Origin of the sequence: Oleiagrimonas sp. C23AA (assembly GCF_011759385.1) — a bacterium.
Classification (GTDB): domain Bacteria; phylum Pseudomonadota; class Gammaproteobacteria; order Xanthomonadales; family Rhodanobacteraceae; genus Oleiagrimonas.
In genome coordinates this window covers 182,959-202,743 of record NZ_JAARLY010000002.1, presented here as the reverse complement: position 1 = coordinate 202,743, position 19,785 = coordinate 182,959, and the positions used below count along the sequence as shown (strand labels likewise).

Annotated in this window: 20 protein-coding genes; 7 read left to right on the top strand and 13 right to left on the bottom strand. The window is 67.2% G+C overall.

The window, feature by feature from the left end; all coding sequences use genetic code 11:
* Positions 1-9: 9 nt before the first annotated feature.
* Positions 10-348, bottom strand: coding sequence for a Rieske 2Fe-2S domain-containing protein (locus tag HBF24_RS03960; RefSeq protein ID WP_167170045.1), 339 nt, complete (start codon positions 346-348; stop codon positions 10-12).
* Positions 349-421: 73 nt separating this feature from the next.
* On the opposite strand from HBF24_RS03960, the gene HBF24_RS03955 reads away from it, so the two are divergent.
* The 3 genes from HBF24_RS03955 to yedA all read left to right on the top strand — a co-directional run bounded on the left by HBF24_RS03955 (position 422) and on the right by yedA (position 2,673).
* Positions 422-718 carry a hypothetical protein gene (locus tag HBF24_RS03955; protein WP_167169296.1) on the top strand — a complete coding sequence of 99 codons (297 nt, stop codon included), beginning with the start codon at positions 422-424 and terminating at the stop codon, positions 716-718.
* 52 nt (positions 719-770) lie between these two features.
* Positions 771-1,643, top strand: a complete 873-nt coding sequence (locus HBF24_RS03950; protein WP_167169294.1) for a methylated-DNA--[protein]-cysteine S-methyltransferase — start codon at positions 771-773, stop codon at positions 1,641-1,643.
* 118 nt (positions 1,644-1,761) lie between these two features.
* Positions 1,762-2,673, top strand: coding sequence for a drug/metabolite exporter YedA (gene yedA / locus HBF24_RS03945; RefSeq protein WP_167170042.1), 912 nt, complete (start codon positions 1,762-1,764; stop codon positions 2,671-2,673).
* 62 nt (positions 2,674-2,735) lie between these two features.
* On the opposite strand, the gene HBF24_RS03940 is transcribed toward yedA, so the two are convergent.
* The 4 genes from HBF24_RS03940 to HBF24_RS03925 all read right to left on the bottom strand — a co-directional run bounded on the left by HBF24_RS03940 (position 2,736) and on the right by HBF24_RS03925 (position 7,244).
* The gene (locus HBF24_RS03940) at positions 2,736-4,043 is read right to left on the bottom strand and encodes an ABC transporter permease (protein ID WP_167169291.1); all 1,308 of its coding nucleotides are present in this window, start codon (positions 4,041-4,043) and stop codon (positions 2,736-2,738) included.
* 12 nt (positions 4,044-4,055) lie between these two features.
* Positions 4,056-5,219, bottom strand: a complete 1,164-nt coding sequence (locus tag HBF24_RS03935; protein ID WP_167169288.1) for an FtsX-like permease family protein — start codon at positions 5,217-5,219, stop codon at positions 4,056-4,058.
* Positions 5,220-5,283: 64 nt separating this feature from the next.
* Entirely contained in the window at positions 5,284-5,970 is a 687-nt protein-coding gene (locus HBF24_RS03930) for an ABC transporter ATP-binding protein (RefSeq protein WP_167169284.1), read from the bottom strand.
* Positions 5,971-6,008: 38 nt separating this feature from the next.
* Entirely contained in the window at positions 6,009-7,244 is a 1,236-nt protein-coding gene (locus HBF24_RS03925; protein ID WP_167169282.1) for an efflux RND transporter periplasmic adaptor subunit, read from the bottom strand.
* 159 nt (positions 7,245-7,403) lie between these two features.
* On the opposite strand from HBF24_RS03925, the gene HBF24_RS03920 reads away from it, so the two are divergent.
* The 3 genes from HBF24_RS03920 (at position 7,404) to HBF24_RS03910 (ending at position 10,099) form a co-directional block, all read left to right on the top strand.
* Complete coding sequence (locus HBF24_RS03920; protein WP_167169279.1) at positions 7,404-8,090, top strand: fumarylacetoacetate hydrolase family protein; 687 nt, start codon at positions 7,404-7,406, stop codon at positions 8,088-8,090.
* A 79-nt stretch (positions 8,091-8,169) separates the two neighbouring features.
* Positions 8,170-8,583, top strand: coding sequence for a large-conductance mechanosensitive channel protein MscL (gene mscL, locus HBF24_RS03915; RefSeq protein ID WP_167169276.1), 414 nt, complete (start codon positions 8,170-8,172; stop codon positions 8,581-8,583).
* A 76-nt stretch (positions 8,584-8,659) separates the two neighbouring features.
* Positions 8,660-10,099, top strand: a complete 1,440-nt coding sequence (locus HBF24_RS03910) for a M20/M25/M40 family metallo-hydrolase (protein ID WP_167169273.1) — start codon at positions 8,660-8,662, stop codon at positions 10,097-10,099.
* A 21-nt stretch (positions 10,100-10,120) separates the two neighbouring features.
* On the opposite strand, the gene HBF24_RS03905 is transcribed toward HBF24_RS03910, so the two are convergent.
* Complete coding sequence (locus HBF24_RS03905) at positions 10,121-10,585, bottom strand: MarR family transcriptional regulator (RefSeq protein WP_167169270.1); 465 nt, start codon at positions 10,583-10,585, stop codon at positions 10,121-10,123.
* A 90-nt stretch (positions 10,586-10,675) separates the two neighbouring features.
* Here HBF24_RS03905 and HBF24_RS03900 point away from each other — a divergent pair, with 90 nt between their 5' ends.
* A complete protein-coding gene (locus HBF24_RS03900) occupies positions 10,676-11,191 on the top strand; it encodes an O-acetyl-ADP-ribose deacetylase (RefSeq protein WP_167169267.1) in 516 nt (171 codons plus the stop codon).
* Between the two features lie 3 nt (positions 11,192-11,194).
* Here HBF24_RS03900 and HBF24_RS03895 read toward each other — a convergent pair whose 3' ends face one another.
* The 7 genes from HBF24_RS03895 to HBF24_RS03865 all read right to left on the bottom strand — a co-directional run bounded on the left by HBF24_RS03895 (position 11,195) and on the right by HBF24_RS03865 (position 19,683).
* Positions 11,195-12,520, bottom strand: coding sequence for a dicarboxylate/amino acid:cation symporter (locus HBF24_RS03895; RefSeq protein WP_240922180.1), 1,326 nt, complete (start codon positions 12,518-12,520; stop codon positions 11,195-11,197).
* 88 nt (positions 12,521-12,608) lie between these two features.
* Entirely contained in the window at positions 12,609-14,393 is a 1,785-nt protein-coding gene (locus tag HBF24_RS03890; protein WP_167169264.1) for a BatD family protein, read from the bottom strand.
* The gene (locus HBF24_RS03885) at positions 14,390-16,282 is read right to left on the bottom strand and encodes a VWA domain-containing protein (protein ID WP_167169261.1); all 1,893 of its coding nucleotides are present in this window, start codon (positions 16,280-16,282) and stop codon (positions 14,390-14,392) included. Before HBF24_RS03885 ends, HBF24_RS03890 begins: the two co-directional genes overlap by 4 nt.
* Positions 16,279-17,265, bottom strand: coding sequence for a VWA domain-containing protein (locus HBF24_RS03880; RefSeq protein ID WP_167169258.1), 987 nt, complete (start codon positions 17,263-17,265; stop codon positions 16,279-16,281). The genes HBF24_RS03885 and HBF24_RS03880 overlap by 4 nt, the downstream gene beginning before the upstream one ends.
* Entirely contained in the window at positions 17,262-17,744 is a 483-nt protein-coding gene (locus HBF24_RS03875; protein ID WP_167169255.1) for a DUF4381 family protein, read from the bottom strand. The genes HBF24_RS03880 and HBF24_RS03875 overlap by 4 nt, the downstream gene beginning before the upstream one ends.
* On the bottom strand, positions 17,741-18,694 hold the full coding sequence (locus HBF24_RS03870) for a DUF58 domain-containing protein (protein WP_343162708.1): 954 nt from the start codon (positions 18,692-18,694) through the stop codon (positions 17,741-17,743). Before HBF24_RS03870 ends, HBF24_RS03875 begins: the two co-directional genes overlap by 4 nt.
* On the bottom strand, positions 18,691-19,683 hold the full coding sequence (locus tag HBF24_RS03865) for a MoxR family ATPase (protein ID WP_167169252.1): 993 nt from the start codon (positions 19,681-19,683) through the stop codon (positions 18,691-18,693). The genes HBF24_RS03870 and HBF24_RS03865 overlap by 4 nt, the downstream gene beginning before the upstream one ends.
* Between the last annotated feature and the right edge of the window lie 102 nt (positions 19,684-19,785).

Sequence of the window (19,785 nt, the reverse complement as noted above, 5' to 3'; positions counted from 1 at the left end):
CGCTTCAGGTCAGGCCAGCACCACGTCCTCGCCATCCACCTTTACCGCCACCGTTACCAGGTGCTCGCCCTTGCACGGGCCATCGGTACAAAGGCCGCTTGCCGCCGCGAACGCCGCACCATGGGCGGCGCAGACCAGCACACCATCCTTGAGCAGAAACTTGCCCGGCGCCCAGTCCAGGCGACGCCCGGCGTGCGGGCAGACGTTGTGATAGGCGGCCACCGCTTCACCTTCGCGCAGCACGATCAACGAGGCATCCTCGCCGTCGATGCGCGTCTCAACGCCTAGAGCGACACCGTCCTGGAGCTCGTCCAGGCGGCAAAGTGATTGTGCGGCGGGGGCTTGCATATCCATCGGCACTTGTCTCAAACCGTGATTGACCTCATCTTAGGGGCTCGATTGTAGCTTCTAGAGTTCCGTCATGCGCTTCGTGCTGCCCCCCGTGCGTCGTCCGCGCCATCCGCTGGCGCGCATTCTGATGGCCGCCCTCGGCCTGGCCGTGCTGGGCGTGTTCATGGTGTTTGGCCTGATCGCGCTGGCTGTACTGGTCAGCGTCGGTGCCGTCATGCTGCTGGTGCGCCAGTGGAAAATTGCCCGTGTCCAGCGCCATCGCCCGCGCGGTGCCAAGCCGGGCAGCCGCCAGGCCGATGCCGGTCAGGTGCTGGAAGGCGAATACGTGGTCATCCGCGAATCGCGTCACGCGCACACGCACCACTGACCGCGCAAGAAGCGGATGGCAGACGGCGGACGCGGTGGCGATACTTGCCTGCATGGCACCGCGAACCGTCACACCTCACCCGAATACGTGCGCCGATGCGCTTGATCGCGCGCTGAGCCTGCTCGATACGCATGCGCAAGCGCCGGGGCTGGCCGAACTGGCCCGCGCGGTCGGTCTAAGCCCTTCGCACCTGCAGCGCCGTTTTCGCCAGCGCTTTGGCGTCAGCCCGGCAGAATACGTGCGTGCGCGGCGCTTTGCGGTGCTCAAGGCCGAACTGCGCGAGGGGACCCCGGTGACCGAGGCCGTTTATGCCGCCGGTTTCGGCTCGGGCAGTCGCGTCTACGAACAGACCGACCGCCTGCTCGGCATGACGCCCGAGCGCTACCGCCGTGGTGGGGCCGGTATCGATATCCGTCACACCACGGTCGCCACGCCACTGGGTGAACTGCTGGTGGCGGCCACGGCCCGCGGCATCTGCGCGGTGATGCTGGGTGACGATGCGCCGACCCTCGCCGAGCGGCTGCGCGAAGAATTTCCGCAGGCCCGCCATCAGCGTGTCGACGCCGGGCGCGACGAGTGGCTGGATGCGGTCATCGCCCGCGTCGGACACGACATGGGCTGGGCCGACGCTGCGCCCGACACCTTGCCGCCGCTGGATGTCGCCGCCACTGCCTTTCAGTGGCGCGTGTGGCAAGCCCTGACGCGCCTGCCTCCCGGCCGCACCGTCAGCTACGGCGAACTGGCCCAGGTGATTGGCGAACCGCGCCGCGCCGCGCGCGCGGTGGCCCGCGCCTGCGCCAGCAACCGCCTGGCACTGATTGTGCCCTGCCACCGCGTGATACGCGAAGACGGCAGCCTGGGCGGTTATCGCTGGGGCCTGGAACGCAAGCAACGCGTGCTCGACCACGAACACGCCGGCACATGACCGATGGCCATCACGCGCATCCGCCGCTGCGGCTACCATGCGCGCCACCGTGCCCGCTGAGCATCGAGCCATGAGTCACCAGGAAGTCTCGCCCACTCCGCCTCCCGTCGGCGCCGCCATGCCGCGCCCGGCGGTTTCGTGCACCGGCGACAGCGTCGAAACCTCGCGTGAACGCTGGCTGGTACCACTGGCGCTGGGCACGCTGTACGTGGTCTGGGGCTCGACCTACCTGGGTATCCGTTTCGCGCTGGAAAGCTATCCGCCGTTCGCGCTGGCCGCGATCCGATTTGCCATCGCCGGCCTCGTGCTGTTCCTCGCGCTGCGCCTGCGCGGTGTGCCCGCGCCCAGCCGGCGCCAGTGGCGCAACGCGGCCATCACCGGCACGCTGCTTCTGCTCGGCGGCAACGGACTGGTGTGCTTTGCCGAACAGACCGTCAATTCCGGCATTGCCGCCGTGGCCGTCGCCAGCATGCCGCTGTTCGCGGCTGTTTTTGCCGGCTTTTACGGCGAATGGCCACACTGGCGTGAAGGCCTCGGGCTGGTCATCGGCTTTGTCGGCGTGGTGGTGTTGAATCTGGGTGCCGGACTTTCCGGCTCGCGCCTCGGCGCCCTGGCGCTGCTGCTGGCAGCGGCGCTGTGGGCCTTCGGATCGGTCTGGAGCCGGCGCCAGGACATGCCCAAGGGCCCCATGAACACCGCCGCGCAGATGCTGAGCGCCAGCCTGGCCCTGGCCCTGACCGCCTGGCTGAGCGGCGAGCACCTGCCGGCCCATCCCAGCGCGCATGCCACCGCGGCGCTGATCTACCTGATTATCTTCGGCTCGCTGATCGCCTTCAGCGCGTATCTGTATGTGCTCAAATCCGTACGCCCGGCGCTGGCCACCAGCTACGCCTACGTCAACCCGCCGGTGGCCGTGCTGTTTGGCGTGCTGCTGGCCGGCGAACACGTCGGCCCCGTGGATCTGGCCGGCATGGGCATCATCCTGATTGGCGTGGTAACGGTCATCTTCGCGCGCCAGAAAGCACGGTAATGACAAAGGCGGCGGGTCATGCCGCCGCCTTTGTCTCATGAGTCAGGCTCAACACCGCACGCCTACAGCTCGCGCAGCGCCGTGCTTACCGGCAAGCGGGCCGCCCGCACCGCGGGAAACAGCCCGCCGACGAAGCCGATGGCCAAGGCCCATTTGAGGCCGGTCCAGATCAGCGCCGGGTCGACCCGGAAGCGGAACACCACCTGGTTGAAGCCGCTCAGCGTGGAGGCGGTGTAACCGTTGAACAACAGCCACACCACCGCCGCTCCCAGCACGCCGCCGGCCAGCGCCAGCAGCATGGTCTCGAGCATCACGGAAGTAACCACGGGCGTGCCGCGAAAGCCGATCGCGCGCAGTGTGGCGATTTCGCGGGCCCGGGAAGCGACCGCCGCGAACATGCAGTTGAGCGCGCCGAACACGGCGCCGATGGCCATGATCACACCCACCGTGATGCCGACCACGCGGATCACCCGGGTCAGTTGCTCGGACTGCTTGGCAAAGTAATCGCGGGTGGTCTGCGCCTCCACCTTCAGCTTGGGATCGGAGGCCAACGCCGCCTTGAAGCGGTCGAAGGCCGCCGGCGAGGTCAGCCGCACCAGCACCGACTCGGCGCTGTTGCCGCGGCGAAAGGCATCGGACACCGCGGCGCGATCGGCCCACAGTTCCGAATCGTAGGCGTCGTGCGAGGCGAACACGCCGACCACCTTCCAGTCCTCGCGCCCCAGCTTGACCGTATCGCCGACATCCATGTGCGCGAACTCGCGCGCCGCGCCCTCGCCCACCACCAGCTCGCGCATGCCGGTATGGAACTTGCGTCCGCGAATGATCTTGAGATCCGGCCGCAGTGCCCAGGCCATCGGATCGATACCGCGCAGCTGCGCGTTGGCATCGTCATCGGAGCCCTTCTTGCGCACGTTGGCGGCCACCACCAGCTCGGCCGATGCCAGCGGTTTGCCTTTGGCATCTTGCTGCACGCCGGGCTCCTGGGTAATGGCATCGACATCGCTGCGCACCAGCACCGACTGCGCCTCGGACGTCGAGCCGCCGCGCAACACGATGGCGGTGTCATCACGACCACCGCCCTGCAAGGTCGCGCTCAGTCCCGACCCCATCGCCAGCAGTGCCACCAGCACACCGACCACGCCGGCAATACCGATCACGATCACCGAGACCGAACCCAGCCGCTGGCCCAGTGTGCGCAGGCCCACCGAGGTGACCGACACGGTCTGGCGCCCGTTGCGTGTCAGGCCCAGCCACAGCGCCAGCAGCACCGCGGCCGCCAGCACCCCCATCCACGGCAGCATGACCCACACCGCCAGCACCACGGCGATCAGCACGACCAGCATGAGATTGAAAAGAAATCGCTTCATGAGTTTGGCTCCTCAACGTCCGCTCAACGCATCGACGATGTTCAGGCGCATCGCGCGCAACGCCGGCAGCAGGCCGACCACCACGCCGATGATCAGCATCAGCGCCACACCCAGCCCCCAGGTGCGCGGGTCAAGACCATGGATCGGCAGCATGCCGCCGCTGGCGGCCGCCATGCCGGGAATGACCAGCGCCACGACGCCCAGGCCGATCGAACCGCCCAGCACCAGCAGCAGCACGCTTTCGGCCAGCACCATCCACAGCACCGAGCGGCTGGAAAAACCGATGGTCTTGAACACCGCCAGCTCCGAGGTGCGCTCGCGCACCGCCTGCATCATGGTGTTGCCAGTGAGCAGCAGCAGGGTGAAGAACACCGCCCCCATGATCGAGGCCACGATCAGCCCGACGTTGGCCATCTGCTTGATAAACGAGGCCTGGAAAGCCTGCTCGGTCTGGGTCTTGGTTTCGTGGTCGGAATTGGCCGAGAGCGTGTCGATGGCGTTGGCCACTGCGTCGGCGTGAGCCGGATCGGCGACTTTCACCACATACCAGTGCACCGTGCCCGAGCCGAAGGCGTTGTTCTCGTCGAAATACTTCCAGTGGAACATCAGCATCTGTTCGCGGCCGGCGGCCTTGGGATCCTTGGCGTGAAAGATGCCGGCAATGTCGAAAGTCCAGGTCTGCCCGCCGCTGGCCTTGGAGGGGAAAATGGTCGATTGCAGCGGAATCTTGTCGCCCACCTTCCAGCCGAACTTTTTCGCCAGCGCCGCGCCCACGATGGCGCCTGTGCGGGTGGCCATCCACGCCTTGCGCTGATCGGCCGGCAGGGTCAGCTCCGGATACAGATCGATGTAGCTGGGGCTGACGGCGAACGAGATCACCTGGTTCCTGGCGTCCTGATAGACACCGCCGAACCAGTTGGCCGAGGCCACGTCCGTCACCCCCGGCACGGCCTTGATGCGCGCGCCCAGTGATTCGGGCAACGCCTGCTGCATGGACATGCGCGAGGTCACGATCAGGCGCCCGGCACCCTCCACGCTGTTGCCGGCGCTGAAGGCGATGCTGACCGAATCGAGCAGGCCGAACAGCACGAAGGCGGCCACGATCGAGACCAGCGTCAGCAAGGTGCGCGACTTGCGGCGGAACAGGCCCGCCCAGATCAGATGAAGATATTTCACGATGCTGCCCTCCCTCGCCGGGCGGCGCCGCGCCGCCTTGGCGTGAATGAACGTGCTGGCCTGTTCATGCCGTCACCTGCTCCACCAGCGAGCCCTTGTCCAGGTGCAGCGTGTGCGAGGCGTACTCGGCCGCCTTGGGATCGTGGGTGACCATGACAATGGTCTTGCCGTGCTCGCGATTGAGTCGCTGCAGCAGCAAGAGCACATCCTCGGCCGACTGGCGATCCAGGTCGCCGGTCGGCTCGTCGCAGACCAGCAGCGTCGGGTCCGAGACGATGGCGCGGGCAATCGCCACGCGTTGCTGCTGACCACCGGACAGTTCGGCAGGCCGGTGCGAGGCGCGCTCCTCCAGACCCACCAGCTTCAAGGCGATCGCCGCATTGCGTTTGCGCTGGGCGGCCGACAACTTGGTCAGCAGCAGCGGCAGCTCCACGTTCTTCTGCGCCGAGAGCATCGGCATCAGATTGTAGAACTGGAAAATGAAGCCGACGTTGGCCGCGCGCCATTTGGCCAGCGCGCTGCCGCCCAGGCGGCCGATCTGCTGACCGCCCACGCTGATGCTGCCGCCACTGGGCGAATCCAGCCCGCCGATGAGGTTCAACAGCGTGGTTTTGCCCGAACCCGACGGACCCATCAGCGCCAGGAAGTCACCTTCGGCAATCTCAAGGTCGATGTGATGCAACACCTCGACCTTCTGCTTGCCACGTTCGTAGACCTTGCTCAGCCCCTTGATGTCGATCAGCGTGCCCATGGCATGTCCTCGTCTTAAGAAAGCCGCCGCGCGGCGTGTCAGGAAGCGGGTTTGGCAATGCGGATGCGGTCGCCGTCTTGCAGTCCGGCCGGCGGATGGTCGATCACGCGGGTGCCGGGATTGAGGCCCGCGGGAATGCGCTTCAGATCGCCGTAACTGCCCTTGGCCGGCGACACCGCATGCGCACGTGCGGTGTCGCCATCGGCCACAAACACCGTTTCGTGGCCACCACGACGGACGATGGCCGAGGCCGGAATCAGCACCCCATCCGGCGCCTGGCGGCCGGGCGCCTGGCGCTTCTCCAGGAAGCTGACACGCACCCCCATGTCCGGCACGATGCGTTCGTCGTGGGCATCCAGCGCCACGCGCACCGGCACCGTGGCCTTGCCGCGGTCGGCGGCCGGCACGATGGCGATCACGTGGGCCGGAATGCTCCAGTCCGGATAGGCATCGAGCACCGCCTGTGCCGGCATGCCGGGTTTGACGCGGCCGATGTAGGCCTCGTTGACGTCGACATCGACCTCCAGCGAGTCCATGTCGACGATGGTGCCCACGCCGGTACGGGTGAAGCCGCCGCCGGCCGACAGCGGCGAGACAATCTCGCCGACCTGCGCCGCCTTGGCGGTGATCACGCCAGCGAAGGGCGCGCGCACCACGGTGTAGCCAAACTGCACACGGGCCACGGCCACCTGGGCATCGGCCGCGGCGGCGCGCTTGCGATCGGCATCGACTTGCGCGTGCAGCGCATCGACCTGGGTCTGCGCCTGTTCGGCGGCCTGACGGGTGACCAGCCCGCGCCTGACCAGACTTTCCTGCCGGCGCATGTCGCGTTCGGCCTGGCGCAGTTGTGCGCGGTCCTGGCCAATCTGCGCGTGGGCGGCTGCCGCACTGGCCTGGGCCGCGTCCAGATCGGCGCGCTGCGCCTTGTCCTCCAGCCGCGCCAGCACCTGGCCTTTCCTGACGTGATCGCCTTCCTCGATCAGTACCTGGGTCAGCGTGCCGGTGATCTGCGCCGAGACCGTGGCCTGGCGCCGTGCGGTCACATAACCGGTGGCCTGCAGCACGGCCGCCGCCGCGGCACCGGACTGCGGTCGTTCGGCGGAGACCACGTTCACCTGTACCGGACGCTGCTGCCACCACCAGAACCCCGCGCCCAGCGCCACCAGCAGCACCACCACGCCCGCCAGCCACGGCCAACGCCGGCCGTGGCCGCTGCCGTCCTCGCGCTGTCCCCGATCGATCTTCAGTTGCTCAAGCAGATCGCCTTCACTCACCTTGCCGTCTCCCCTGATGCGTCGGCGCCCAGCATCGGGCAGCCGCGCCAAGCGGATAAGCGCGAAACATCAAGCGTTTGCACTGACAGGTGTCACCTGGCCCATGGCGGCCGGCGCCGACGGCGTAAAATGGCGCTTCCCCCACCCGGAACCGATGCCATGGATTACGTGTTTGCCCCTGCCCCGACGCCCAGCGTGCCGGTGGCCGGCAGTGACCAGCGCTTCGCGGTGCGCCGCATTTTCTGCATTGGCCGCAACTACGCCGACCATGCCAAGGAGATGGGCATGGCGGTCGACCGCAGCCAGCCGATTTTCTTCACCAAGCCAGCCGATGCCGTCGTCACCGATGGCGCCGATGTGCCCTACGCCACCGCTACGGAGAATCTGCATCACGAGGTGGAAATGGTGGTGGCGTTGGGCAGCGGCGGGCGCGATATCGCGCCGGAACAGGCCGAGGCGCTGATCTATGGCTATGGCATTGGCCTGGACCTGACCCGGCGCGACCTGCAGTCGCGTGCCAAGGACAAGGGCCAGCCCTGGGACACGGCCAAGGCCTTCGATGCCTCGGCACCGGTATCGGCACTGGTGCCAGCGAGCCAGGCTAAGCCCTCGCCACAGACCACGCTCAGCCTCAGTGTGAACGGCCAGCAGCGCCAGCACAGCACCCTGGACGCCATGCTCTGGAGCGTGCCGGAGATGATCGCCGAGCTGTCCCGGTTGTTCGAACTGAAAGCCGGCGACCTGCTGTTCACCGGCACCCCGGCCGGCGTGGCCGCCTTGCACCGTGGCGACACCTTCGTCGCCGAACTGGAAGGCATCGCCACACTGCAAGGGCGTATCGTCTAGGCGTTCACCTTCGCACTCAGCCAAGTGGCGCTAAAGTGAAGCGGCCGGCGTTGGGACCGGGTCAGCTTCGTGGGGAGCCATGAGCCTTCTGAGTGAGTTCAAGAAATTCGCGCTGCGCGGCAATGTCATCGACATGGCCGTGGGCGTGATCATTGGCGGTGCCTTCGGCAAGATCGTCACCGCCCTGGTCAACAGCGTGATCATGCCGCCGATCGGCCTGCTGATCGGCGGCGTGGATTTTGCCAAATGGAAGTGGGTGCTCAAACCCGCCGCGGCCGACGGCAAGGGCGAGGTGGCGATCATGATCGGCGCCTTCCTGAACACCGTGATCCAGTTCGTCATCATCGCGCTGGTGATCTTCTTCGTCATTCGTGCCATCAACAACTTGAAGCGCAAGAAGGAAGAAGCCCCGCCCATTCCTGCCGCGCCGCCACCGGATGTGGCCCTGCTGCAGGAAATCCGCGACCTGATCAAGGAGCGCGGCGCTCCCTGATTGGCGGTGACGTCTGTCGCTGGCGCAAATGCGCCAGCGCGGCATAATCGAAGCGGTTACCTCGGGGAGACCACACATGCGATATCTGATCCTGGCCGGTGCCCTGGCGCTGGCCGGCACCGCGACCTTGCCCGCCTACGCGGCCACCACGCACATACCGGACGCAGCCGTAAAAACGGCCATACAGCTGCGCAAGCAGGCACGCCACGATGACACCGCCTACCAACTGGTGCGCGACCTGACCACGCAGGTGGGCCCGCGCCTGGCCGGCGGAGCCAACGATGCCAAGGCGCGCGCCTGGCTGATGGCACGGCTCCAAAAGATGGGCTTCGACCGGGTCTACACCGAACCTGTGAGCTACCCCAAGTGGGTGCGTCGCAGCGAGTCGGGCGCCATTGTGTCGCCCTACCGCCAGCATCTGGTGTTGAGCGCGCTGGGCTATTCGGCCGGCACACCCAAGGGCGGACTCACCGCCGAAGTGGTGGCCTTCAAGAATCTGGCCGCGCTGAAGGCCGCGCCGGCCGCCAAGGTGCGCGGCAAGATCGTCTACCTGGGCCAGGCCATGCACCGCTTTCGCGATGGACGCGACTACGGCCGCATTGGCTCGCCGCAGCGTGTGGCAGGACCGCCAATCGCCGCGGCCAAGGGCGCAGTAGCCTATATCCTGCGCTCGGCTGGCACCGACATGCACGAGCGCATCGCCCATACCGGCGTCACCGGGTTCACCGATCCGGCCAAGGCCATCCCGGCCGCGGCGTTGTCCAATCCCGATGCCGACCAGCTTGAACGCGAACTGGCCTCGGGCCAGCCGGTGCGTGTGCATCTGGATCTGGACGTGGGCTTCGACGGCCGATACACCGGCGCCAACGTCGTCGCAGAACTCGATGGTTCGCGCTACCCGCACCAGTTCATCGACATGGGCGGGCACCTGGATTCCTGGGATCCGGGCACCGGAGCCATCGACGATGGTGCCGGCATTGCCATCGCCGTCGGCGCCGCCCACTTGATCGCCCAGCTGCCGCAGCGGCCGGCGCGAGGCATTCGGGTGATCGCCTTTGCCAACGAGGAATTTGGCCTCTGGGGCGGCAAGGCCTACGCCAGGGCCCACGCCAAGGATGTGACCGGCCACGTATTGGGCAGCGAGTCGGACCTGGGCGCCGACCGCATCTACCGCATGAGCGCCTCGGTGAAGCCGGAGGCGCGCCCGGCCGTGGCGCAAATCGCCACGGTGCTCAAACCACTGGGCGTGGCCTACGACCCCAAGCGACCGGGCGGCGGCGGCTCGGATCTGTCGCAGATCCACGGCGTGGGCATGGCGGCACTTTCGCTGTCGCAGGACGCGACGCGCTATTTCGACTGGCACCACACCTCCAACGACACGCTGGACAAGATCGACCGCGATGCGCTGACGCAGAATGTGGCCGTGTATGCGGTGTGGAGCTACATGGCGGCGCAGGCCAAGGGCGATTTCGGCTCAGGCCGGGGCGCCTTTGCCGGCGATGGTGCCGGCGAGTAGGCCAGCGAACGGCGGCGGCGCTCAGTCGCCGTCGGTGGGCAGCGCCATGCCGCCATCCATCGCCTGCAGGTTGGCCTTGATCTTTTCCAGCGTGGCGATGGTCGCTTCCAGCTCTGCAAGCGGAATGTCGCGAGTGGCATCGACGCGCAGTTCGCGGCTGATCTGCTCCATGTCACCGACCACGGCGGCGGCCTGGTCGGTGGTGTAGAGCCGCCAACAGCGCCGGTCGTTGGGATCGGCACGGCGCTCGACAAAGCCCGCCGCCTGCAGACGGTCGATGACACGACCGACCGCAATCGGCTCCATTTCCAGGAACTCGGCCAGCTGGCTTTGCCGGATGCCCGGCCGGAAATGCAGCACCTTCACCGCGCGCCATTGCGCGCGAGTCAGGCCGAAGCGCACCGCGCGACGGTCAAAATGCTTGCGAAACAGCAATGTAACGTCGCTCAGAAGGTAGCCGAACGAAGTATTTTCAGTGGTAGCCATGGTCTAACGTCATGCAGGCGATGAACGGAGTATGACAAATCCTCGCCACCGGCACCCGAATATACAGGTTGCCTTATTTAGGCTGGCGCCATGAACATCGAAGTGATCCAAGCCGACATCACCACCCTGAAGGTTGATGCTATCGTCAATGCCGCCAATCGCACCCTGCTCGGCGGCGGCGGTGTTGATGGCGCCATCCATCGCGCCTCCGGCCCCCGGTTGCTGGAAGCATGCAAGGCCATTCCAGAGATGGATTCAGGCGTGCGCTGTCGTACCGGCGAAGCACGCATCACCGACGCCTACCAGTTGCCCGCGCGCTATGTCATCCACACCGTGGGTCCGGTCTGGCATGGCGGCGAAAGTGGCGAGCCCGAGGCCCTGGCCGGGTGCTACCGGCACAGTCTGGCACTGGCCTACGAGCATGACGTGCAAAGCATCGCCTTTCCAGCCATCAGCTGCGGTGGATATGGCTACCCGCCGGCCAAGGCGGCCGCGATTGCCGTGCGCGAGGTGCGCCGCGCCCCCAAAGGCATGAGCGTGACGCTGTGCTGCTTTGGCGATGAACTGACCGAGGCGGTGCAGGAAGCGGTGATGCTCAACAGCTGACGGCTACAGTGCCGGCTCGGTCACCGGCACCACGGTTTCGCCGACACTGCGCGCCACCACCACCGAGGCGGCCAGGTCGCCGGTCACGTTCAGCGCGGTGCGGCACATGTCCAGAAAGCGGTCGATGCCCAACACCAGGCCAATGCCTTCGGGCGGAATGCCGAACATGCCCAGGATCATCGCAATCACCGGCAGCGAACCGCCGGGCACGCCGGCCGCGCCAATGCCACCCAGCACGCAGATCAACAGCACCACCATCTGCTGCAGCAGGCTCAAGTCCACGCCGAAGAACTGGGCCAGAAACAGCACTGTCACGCCCTCGTACAGCGCCGTTCCATTCATGTTGGCGGTGGCGCCGAGGGTGCAGACAAAGCGTGACACGCGCTTGGGCACGCCCAGGCGATGCTCGGCCGCCTGCAGGGTGGTTGGCAGGGTGGCGCTGCTGGATGAGGTGGAAAAGGCGGTCAGCATGGCCGTCTGCGCGCCGCGAAAAAAGGCCCGCGCCCGCACGCCACCCAGAAACCGTACCAGTACCGGCAACACCACGAAGGTCTGCAGGCCCAGCGCCAGCACCACCACGCCGACATAGCGCGCCAGCTGGCCCAGCACATCCCAGCCCAGCCGCGCGGTCAGCGTGAACAAAAGTGCCGCCACCGCGTATGGCGCCAGACCGATGACCCAGCTGATCAGCCGCAGGCAGATGTCGTACACGCCCTGCACCGTGCCCACGAAGGTGCGCGTGCCGTCGGTGCGCAGCACGGTGGCGGCAATGCCGAACATCAGCGCGAAAAACATCAGCCCGATCAGGTTGCCGCTGGCAGCGGCATTCACCGGGTTGGTCGGCACGATATTGAGCAGCAGTTCGCGCGCCGAGAGCGCTTCGCGGCGCGCCGCGATATCACCGGCACGCTGCGAGGCCTGCGCCAGCAGATGCTCACCGACCTCGGCCGGCAAACCGCGGCCGGGCTGAAATACGTTGACCAGCACCAGGCCGATAGTCACCGCAATGGCGGTGACCGCGATGATCCACAGCAGCGTGCGCAGGCCCAGCCGGCCAAGCAGCTTCGGATCGCCAATCTCGACCACGCCCAACACGAGCGCGGAGAAAACCAGCGGTACCACCAGCATGAACAGAAGGCGAAGAAACAGATCGCCCACCGGCTGGCTGATGTACGCCACCACCATGTCCAGCCATGGCGCCTGCCCGGCCCATGCATAGCAGGCCATGCCGGCCAGTGCACCGACCATGAAACCGATCAGCATGCGCGTGTGCAGCGCCATGGCACGCCAGCCGCGATGCGGCACCTGCGGGTGATCCTGATCGCCCATGTGCACCCTCCCCAAGGCTGAAATCAGCCTGTCGGTCGAGTCTACCGAACTGACCGGCGCTGACCACCCAGCGCCAGCCTGGGGACAATCAACGCCGCGTGGAATCGCCCAGATCGAACGGATACAGCGGCGGCAAGTCATCTGCCTTACCGTTACCGCCGTTGCCCACCTTCCAGGCAAAGCCCTTGCCGAAGGCCCGGGCCAGGCGCTCGCCCAGCGAACCGGACTCGCCCTTGCCGGCAAAGCGAAGTTGCTGCAAGGCCTCAATGGCCGCGCGCTGCTCGGTATCGGCCAGCGCCTGCGACAGCGCCTCCAGATGCGGCACGCCCGGTCGCTCTTGCCGCGCCCAGTCCAGCAACGCATGCGCCTGGGCATCGGCGTCCTCGCGCCGCGCGGCCAGCAGGAAGTGCTGGCGCCCGGCCCGGGGCGACGGTTTGCGTTCGGCAGAGGAAGGCTTTTCGGGCGGCGGCGGCACCTTCGCGCCGCGGCGACGACGCCATAGCCACACCGCACCGGCCAGCGTCAGCAGCCAAAGCACCAGCACGCCCAATGCAATCCACATCCAGCGATCGGAAAGTCCGGATGGCGAGGATGCCAAACCCGAAGCGGCGACACTGGCGGCCGGCGCCGGGCTGCGGCTCACCTTGGCCGGGACGCCAGGTGCCGAAGATGATCCGGCTTGGGCCGGAGGCGTGGCCGCACCCGCGGCACCCACCACCTGGATGTCATGCGCGGGAATGCGCGTGGTCACCGGCTTGTCGGTCACCGTGTTCCACCAGCTCAGGGTCAGCTCCGGGATGTGCAGCTTGCCGGGCGCCGAGGGCACGATGGCGAACTTGCGGGTGCGCTTGCCCTGCAACCAGTGCCCATCGTCGTCGGTCTGGCCTTGGGGCTTGTCCGGGTACACCTGGGCGCCGGCGATCGGCGGCAGTGCCGGTTCCGGCAGTGATTCAAACGGCAGCCCGTTGGCCTGTTCGGTCAGGGTTAGCGTCAACGGCTCGCCCACCTGCACCTTGCCGCTGGAGGGCAAGCCCTGCAGCGACAGGTTCACCGAGCGCGCCGGAAGCCAGGTGCTGCCCTTGGCCGAGGCCGGCTGCGCACGCACATTGAGTACGATGGCCGGCGAGCGCGCCTGCACCGCCTGACCGCCGCCCATGAAGCTGGCAAAACCGTTCGGGTCCAGCGCCGTGCCGGAGAAACCGATGCCGGGGATATCCATGCGCCCGGCTTTTTGTGCAATCAGCGCATAGTGACGCTCGACTACGTGATAGGACTGGCCGTCGCGGTTGGTCTGATACTGGTCATCCGAGCCCATGCGCCGCACCTGCAGGCCCTTGGCGCTGGGCTTGTCCAGGCTGCCATCACTGAGGCTGGGCTGGAAAAACAGGCGCACCGTCAGATCGATCTGCTGACCAACGTAAGGCTGGGTGCTGCTGGGAGTGGCCTCGACAAACACCGGATCGCCGGCGTGGCCCTGCCCTTGCGGTGAAGGTGGCGACACGGTCAGCGTCAGCGCCCGCGTGGTTTGGCCATCTACCTGCAGCGGCGGCACGGTCAGCGTGCCGGCATGCAGCGGTTTGAGCGCGACCGACCAGGTCACGCTGTCCTGACGGCGGCCGTTGATGATGCTGATCGAGGTGCTGCGAGAGGTGCCCAGCACCTGAAAATCCTGGGACAGCGCGCTGGTATCGGGCGGTGTGAGCCGAGTCGCGCCCTGCACCTTGACGTTCAGCGTCACGGTATCGCCCAGTGCGGCGTGATCGCGATCGAACGAGGCGTGTACCTGCGCGGCCGCCGCCTGCGCCAGGCCCATACAGGCCGCCGCCCATGCCAGACACGCCACGGCCAGCCATGCCAGTCGCCGCACACTCATCGATCGCCTCCGTCACTGCGGGAAGTATCGCCCTGCTGGCGACGCTGATATTCGAGCATGAACTTGCGCCGCAGCAGACCGCCCGGATCATCTGGCACACGGTCCAGCGCCTGACGCAGCGGTGCCGACAGCGCCTTGTGGTTTTTGTCCTGCGGCGGATTCTGGCGGCCCAGCGCAAAGCTGCCTTGCGCCGCCTGCTTGCCGTGTTGGCCCTGCGGCTTTTTCAGCGCCTGGTCCATCTGCTGCTTCATGGCCTTGCGCGCCTGCTCTGCCTGTTGCTGCTGCGCCTTGTCCTGCTTGGCGTCGGCGCCGCTGCGGTCCTTGTTGGCGGATTTTTTCTGGCCCGACTGGTTCTGGCCATGCTGGCCATTGCCGCCCTGGGAGCCGCCCTTCTGGCCGGACTGCTTGGATTGATCCGAATCCTTGCCCTTGCCGGCGCTCTTTTGCTTGGACTGCCCCTGGCCGCCCTTGCCACCGTGCTTGCGATCCTTGGCACCATTGCCGCTTTGTTTGGGCGGCTTGTGCTTTTTGAGCCAGTCTTCGATGGCCTTGCGATTGGCCTTGGCATCGGCGTGACCGGCATCGAGTTTGAGCGCGCGGTCGTAGGCCTTGATGGCCTGTTGATACTGGCCCTGGCGCGCCAGGGCGTTACCCAGGTTATAGGCGCCCTGCGCACCGCCGGCCTGTGCGAAGGCCTTGGCCGCCGCCTTGTACTGCCCGGCACGGTAGGCCGCCGTGCCACGAAGCATGGGCGAATGGGCCAGCTTCTCGGCCTGCCTGGGATGGCCCTGGCGCAACGCCTGCTCGGCCTGCTGGTCGCGGCGCTGCCAAAGATTCTGCCAGGTGGAAGCCTGCGCCGGTGCCGGCCACATGGGGGCCACCGCCAGGCACAGCAGCAACAGCCAGCCACGGCGAAAACCCAGGGCCAGCAGCGGCAACAGTGCCAGCGCAAACCACGGGCCTTCGTCGATCCACTGCCGGCTGGCGCGGTCCTTCGCGCGCTTGGCCGCCTGGCCCTGACGCAGCTGCGCAGCGAGCACGTGAATGTCCTCGGCATTGTTGGTCAGTGGCTGGTAGATGCCACCTCCCGCGGCGGCCAGCGCCCGCAGCTGCCCGTCATCGCGTTTGGCCATGACGATCTGGCCCTGACGGTTGGTAAGAAAACCGCCGCCTTCGCCCGGCACCGGCGCGCCCTTGCCGGCAGCGCCCACACCGAGCACGGATACGCGCACGCCGTCGGCATGAGCGGCCTTGGCGGCGTCAACCGCCGCCTGGTTTGCACTGTCGGTCACCAGCACCAGCGAGCCATTCTTGATGCCGGCGCCATCAAGCAGCTTCACGCCGCGCTTGATGGCATCGGCGGCATTGTTGCCCGGTGTCGGCATGGTGTCGGGCGATAGCGCGTCGAGCAGATCCGACAACGCACCAGCATCGCTGGTCAGCGGCGCCACCACGAAGGCCTGCCCGGCATAGGCGACCAGCGCGTTCTGGCCACCACGGTTGGCGTCGAACAACGCATGCACCTTGTAGCGGGCGCGGGTCAGCCGGTCCGGCGTGACATCACGCGCCAGCATGCGCGAGGACATCGACATGGCCACCACCTGCGCGGCATGGGCGGTATACAGCGGCTGCGGCTTCTGCCGCCAGGCCGGCCCGGCCATGGCCACCACCAGCAACAACAAACCCAGCGTGACGATCACCCACGGTGCCCAGCCACGGCGCCGCCGCCCGGCGACCAGGTGCGGCAGCAAGCTGGCATCGACCAGGCGCGACAGCGCGCGCTCGCCGTTGTCGCCCTGGGCCAGCCACAGCCAGCTCACCGGCAGCAGTAACAACAACCACAGCGCCAGCGGGTGCAACAGCTGCACGGGGCCGAACAAATGCATCATGCGCGCGACCTCCGTGCAGGCAGCGCCGCAGCCAACGCGGTCATCAGCCCCAGCACCAGCGCAGCGCCCAGCGGCCAGCGAAACAACTCGTCACGCTCACGCACTACCACGTTGTCGTGGGCTACCGGCTCCAGGCGATCGATGGCGCGATAGGCCTCGGCCAACTGATGGCTGTCGGTGGCACGGAAAAACTTGCCGCCGGTTTCGCTGGCCATATGGGTCAGCATGTCGGTGTCCAGATCCGCCGAGGGATTGACCACCTGGCTGCCGAAGAATCCCTGCACCTGCATGTGGGTGGCGCCAATGCCAATGGTGTAGATACGCACGCCAGCCGCCTTGGCCAGCTGGATGGCGGTTTTCGGATCCAGCGCTCCAGCGGTGTTGACGCCATCGGTCAGCAAAATCAGCACGCGCGCCTTGGCCGGCAACTTGCGCAGCCGGCGCACGGCCACGGCCACGGCATCGCCGATGGCGGTTTCGCGCCCGGCCAGGCCCACCGCCGCGCCATCAAGCTGCGCACGCACGGCGGAAAGATCGAAGGTCAGCGGTGTCACCAGATAAGCCTGCGAGCCGAACAGGATCAGCCCCATCTGGTCGCCCTGGCGACGGCTGATGAAGTCCCCGGCGATGGCCTCCACGTCGGCGAAGCGGCTTACCGGATGGCCGCCCACCCGCATGTCCTTGAGCGCCATGGAACCGGAGATATCCACCGCCAGCATCAGCGCGCGGCCGCTGCGCTTGATGGCCTGCGGCGGGCCCACCCATTGCGGACGCGCGGCGGCAGCAACTGCGCCCAGCCAGGCCAGCGCCAGAAGCATGACGACCAGCCGCGGCGTGCGTGCACGCGGGCCAGGTGCCGATGTCTGCAGCACCTGATAAGGCAGGCGCAGTGCGCGTCCCGGCAACGCCGCACGCCAGAAGCGCCAGATCAGCCAGGGCAGCGGCAGTGCGACAAACGCCCAGGGCCAGACAAATACGGTCATGACGCCCCCCGTTGGCGCAAGGCCCGACGCAGCCACTGGCGCACGGCATCGACACTTGCCTCGACGTCGAGCTCGACATGGCGCCGATACATCACGGTGTCCAGAGCCGCCAGTGTTTCAACCTGACCCGAGTCGCGCGCGAACCGGGCCAGCAGCGCCTGCCAGCGCTCGCCGGCATCAGCGGCGGCGGCCGCATCATGCAGGCGCCCGACACGGCGCAGCAGTTGCGACAGGCCACCCGCCAGCGCGGCGGCGTCCTGATGCTGGCGATAAGCGTCAAGCAAGTGATCAAGCTCAGCGTATGCCTGCTGGCGGCGGCGACGCTGCATGCCACGACGGCGCCACCACCACGCCAACAGAACCAGCACGACCAGCACCAGTCCGGCGAGCAACCACCAACCCGGCGCCGGCGGCCACCACGAGGGCGGCGGGGGCGGATGAATATCGCGCAGTTTGGGGCCACTGGGTGCAGCGATCATGCCGCCACCTCGCCACGACCACTGCGTAATGCCAGCACCGCATCCAACGGATCGACAGCCGTGTCGATGATGCGATGGCGCAGCCCCAGCGCACGGCACAACGCCGTGATATGCGCCACACCCTGGCCCAGCTGCTCATGAAAATGCTGGCGCTGAGCCGCCCCGCGAAGATCCAGCAAACGCCGCAGACCACCCACCTCCACCGGGTAGCGTCCGGCGGGCGGCGCCGCCAGTTCCAGCGCGTCGGCCACAATCAACACGCTGACATCGGCACGCCGGCGCAGCTGCAAGAGGTGGGCGCGCGCGTCGTCGTCCACGCACTGACCATCGGTAACCAGCAGCACCTGTCCGGCACCGCGCATCAAGGTGGCTGCACGCGCCAATGCCGCCGACAAGGGTTCGCGGGCCGGCGCCGACTGCGCACGGACCTGGCGATCCCAGTCGACCCAGGCCCCGGCCAGCGCCAGCGCACCGCGTTGTCCGCCCCGTGGCTTCATGGCATGTTGCACGGCACCGAAGGCGACTGCACCGACCCTTTCGCCAGCGCGTACGGCCAGCCACGTCGCCAGCGCCTGCGCGCGCGCGGCCTGCACCGACTTGAAGCGGACGCGGGTACCGAACTGCAGGCTGGCATGCGTGTCGCCCAGCACCATGAAGATGCGTTCGCGCTCTTCCTGGAAAAGCTTGGTATGCATGCGCCCGGTGCGGGCGGTGACGCGCCAGTCGATCTGGCGCATGTCATCGCCCGGCTCATAGGCACGCGATTCGACGTAGTCCATGCCACGTCCACGCGTGCGCCCGGCGTGCGCGCCGGCCATGGGCGCACGCGCCAGCGATGGCGCGGTACGCACCGATGCCGGCACGCGCAGGCGCTGCGCCAACAGCTCGTCCAGCGTCACCGCGATATTCGGATCCGGTGCCGGCGTGGCGGAAGCGGCCGGTCTGTTCACGGCAGCGGCACGTGTTCCAGCAGGCGCGCGATGATTGCGTCGGGTCGGATGCCTTCGGCCTCGGCCTCGTAACTGGGCAGCACACGGTGGCGCAACACCTCGTGGGCGACCGCCTGCACATCTTCGGGAAGGGCGTAGTCGCGGCCGGCCAGCCAGGCGTGGGCGCGTGCGCAAAGATCCAGCGCGATGGTGGCGCGCGGGCTGGCACCCCAGGCAATCCAGCGGGCCAGCTCGGCGTCGTAACGGCCAGCATCACGCGTGGCCAGGATGATCTGCGTCAGGTATTGCTCCAGCGCCGGCGCCATGTGCACGTCGAGCACGGCATCGCGGGCGGCAAACACATCGGTCTGGCTGACACGCTGGATATCGGCCGGCTGCGGATGGCGGGTGCGACGCGCCTGATCGCGGGCCAGCTCCAGGATGGCCAGCTCCGCCTCGGCATCGGGATAGCTGATGGACACATGCATCAGGAAGCGATCGAGCTGCGCTTCGGGCAAGGCGAAAGTACCCTCGTGCTCGATCGGGTTCTGCGTGGCCATCACCATGAACAGCTCGGGCAGCGGCCAGCTGCGCCGACCGATGGTGATCTGGCGCTCGGCCATCGCTTCCAGCAGCGCCGACTGCACCTTGGCCGGAGCACGATTGACCTCGTCGGCCAGCACAATGTTGTGAAACAGCGGCCCCTGTTCGAACTGGAACTCGCCACTCTGCGGCCGGAACACATCGGTACCGGTAAGGTCGGCCGGCAGCAGGTCGGGGGTGAACTGCACGCGGTGGAAATCCGCTTCGACTCGCGCGGCCAGCGCCTTGATGGCGGTGGTCTTGGCCAGACCCGGGGCCCCCTCCACCAACAGGTGGCCGTCGGCCAGCAGTGCGATCAGCAGGCACTCGACCAGGTGCGGCTGGCCGATGATGGCCTTGGAAAGTTCCTCGCGCAGGCGCACGAAGGCGGCCTGGAGATCACCGGTGTGGCTGTCTGACATATCCATCCCGTGGGTTTCGTGAATCCGGACACCGGCTACTGACAGCACGATGCCCCTGAAGGTTTCAAGATGCCGCAAAAGCGAAGGGGCGGCCAGGCCGCCCCTTCT

Excerpts from the sequence above, each read along its gene's own strand:
- HBF24_RS03960 (WP_167170045.1), bottom strand. The coding sequence starts at position 348 with ATGCAAGCCCCCGCCGCACAATCACTTTGCCGCCTGGACGAGCTCCAG.
- HBF24_RS03955 (WP_167169296.1), top strand. The coding sequence starts at position 422 with ATGCGCTTCGTGCTGCCCCCCGTGCGTCGTCCGCGCCATCCGCTGGCG.
- HBF24_RS03950 (WP_167169294.1), top strand. The coding sequence starts at position 771 with ATGGCACCGCGAACCGTCACACCTCACCCGAATACGTGCGCCGATGCG.
- yedA (WP_167170042.1), top strand. The coding sequence starts at position 1,762 with ATGCCGCGCCCGGCGGTTTCGTGCACCGGCGACAGCGTCGAAACCTCG.
- HBF24_RS03940 (WP_167169291.1), bottom strand. The coding sequence starts at position 4,043 with ATGAAGCGATTTCTTTTCAATCTCATGCTGGTCGTGCTGATCGCCGTG.
- HBF24_RS03930 (WP_167169284.1), bottom strand. The coding sequence starts at position 5,970 with ATGGGCACGCTGATCGACATCAAGGGGCTGAGCAAGGTCTACGAACGT.
- HBF24_RS03920 (WP_167169279.1), top strand. The coding sequence starts at position 7,404 with ATGGATTACGTGTTTGCCCCTGCCCCGACGCCCAGCGTGCCGGTGGCC.
- mscL (WP_167169276.1), top strand. The coding sequence starts at position 8,170 with ATGAGCCTTCTGAGTGAGTTCAAGAAATTCGCGCTGCGCGGCAATGTC.
- HBF24_RS03910 (WP_167169273.1), top strand. The coding sequence starts at position 8,660 with ATGCGATATCTGATCCTGGCCGGTGCCCTGGCGCTGGCCGGCACCGCG.
- HBF24_RS03905 (WP_167169270.1), bottom strand. The coding sequence starts at position 10,585 with ATGGCTACCACTGAAAATACTTCGTTCGGCTACCTTCTGAGCGACGTT.
- HBF24_RS03900 (WP_167169267.1), top strand. The coding sequence starts at position 10,676 with ATGAACATCGAAGTGATCCAAGCCGACATCACCACCCTGAAGGTTGAT.
- HBF24_RS03895 (WP_240922180.1), bottom strand. The coding sequence starts at position 12,520 with ATGGGCGATCAGGATCACCCGCAGGTGCCGCATCGCGGCTGGCGTGCC.
- HBF24_RS03890 (WP_167169264.1), bottom strand. The coding sequence starts at position 14,393 with ATGAGTGTGCGGCGACTGGCATGGCTGGCCGTGGCGTGTCTGGCATGG.
- HBF24_RS03885 (WP_167169261.1), bottom strand. The coding sequence starts at position 16,282 with ATGATGCATTTGTTCGGCCCCGTGCAGCTGTTGCACCCGCTGGCGCTG.
- HBF24_RS03880 (WP_167169258.1), bottom strand. The coding sequence starts at position 17,265 with ATGACCGTATTTGTCTGGCCCTGGGCGTTTGTCGCACTGCCGCTGCCC.
- HBF24_RS03875 (WP_167169255.1), bottom strand. The coding sequence starts at position 17,744 with ATGATCGCTGCACCCAGTGGCCCCAAACTGCGCGATATTCATCCGCCC.
- HBF24_RS03865 (WP_167169252.1), bottom strand. The coding sequence starts at position 19,683 with ATGGATATGTCAGACAGCCACACCGGTGATCTCCAGGCCGCCTTCGTG.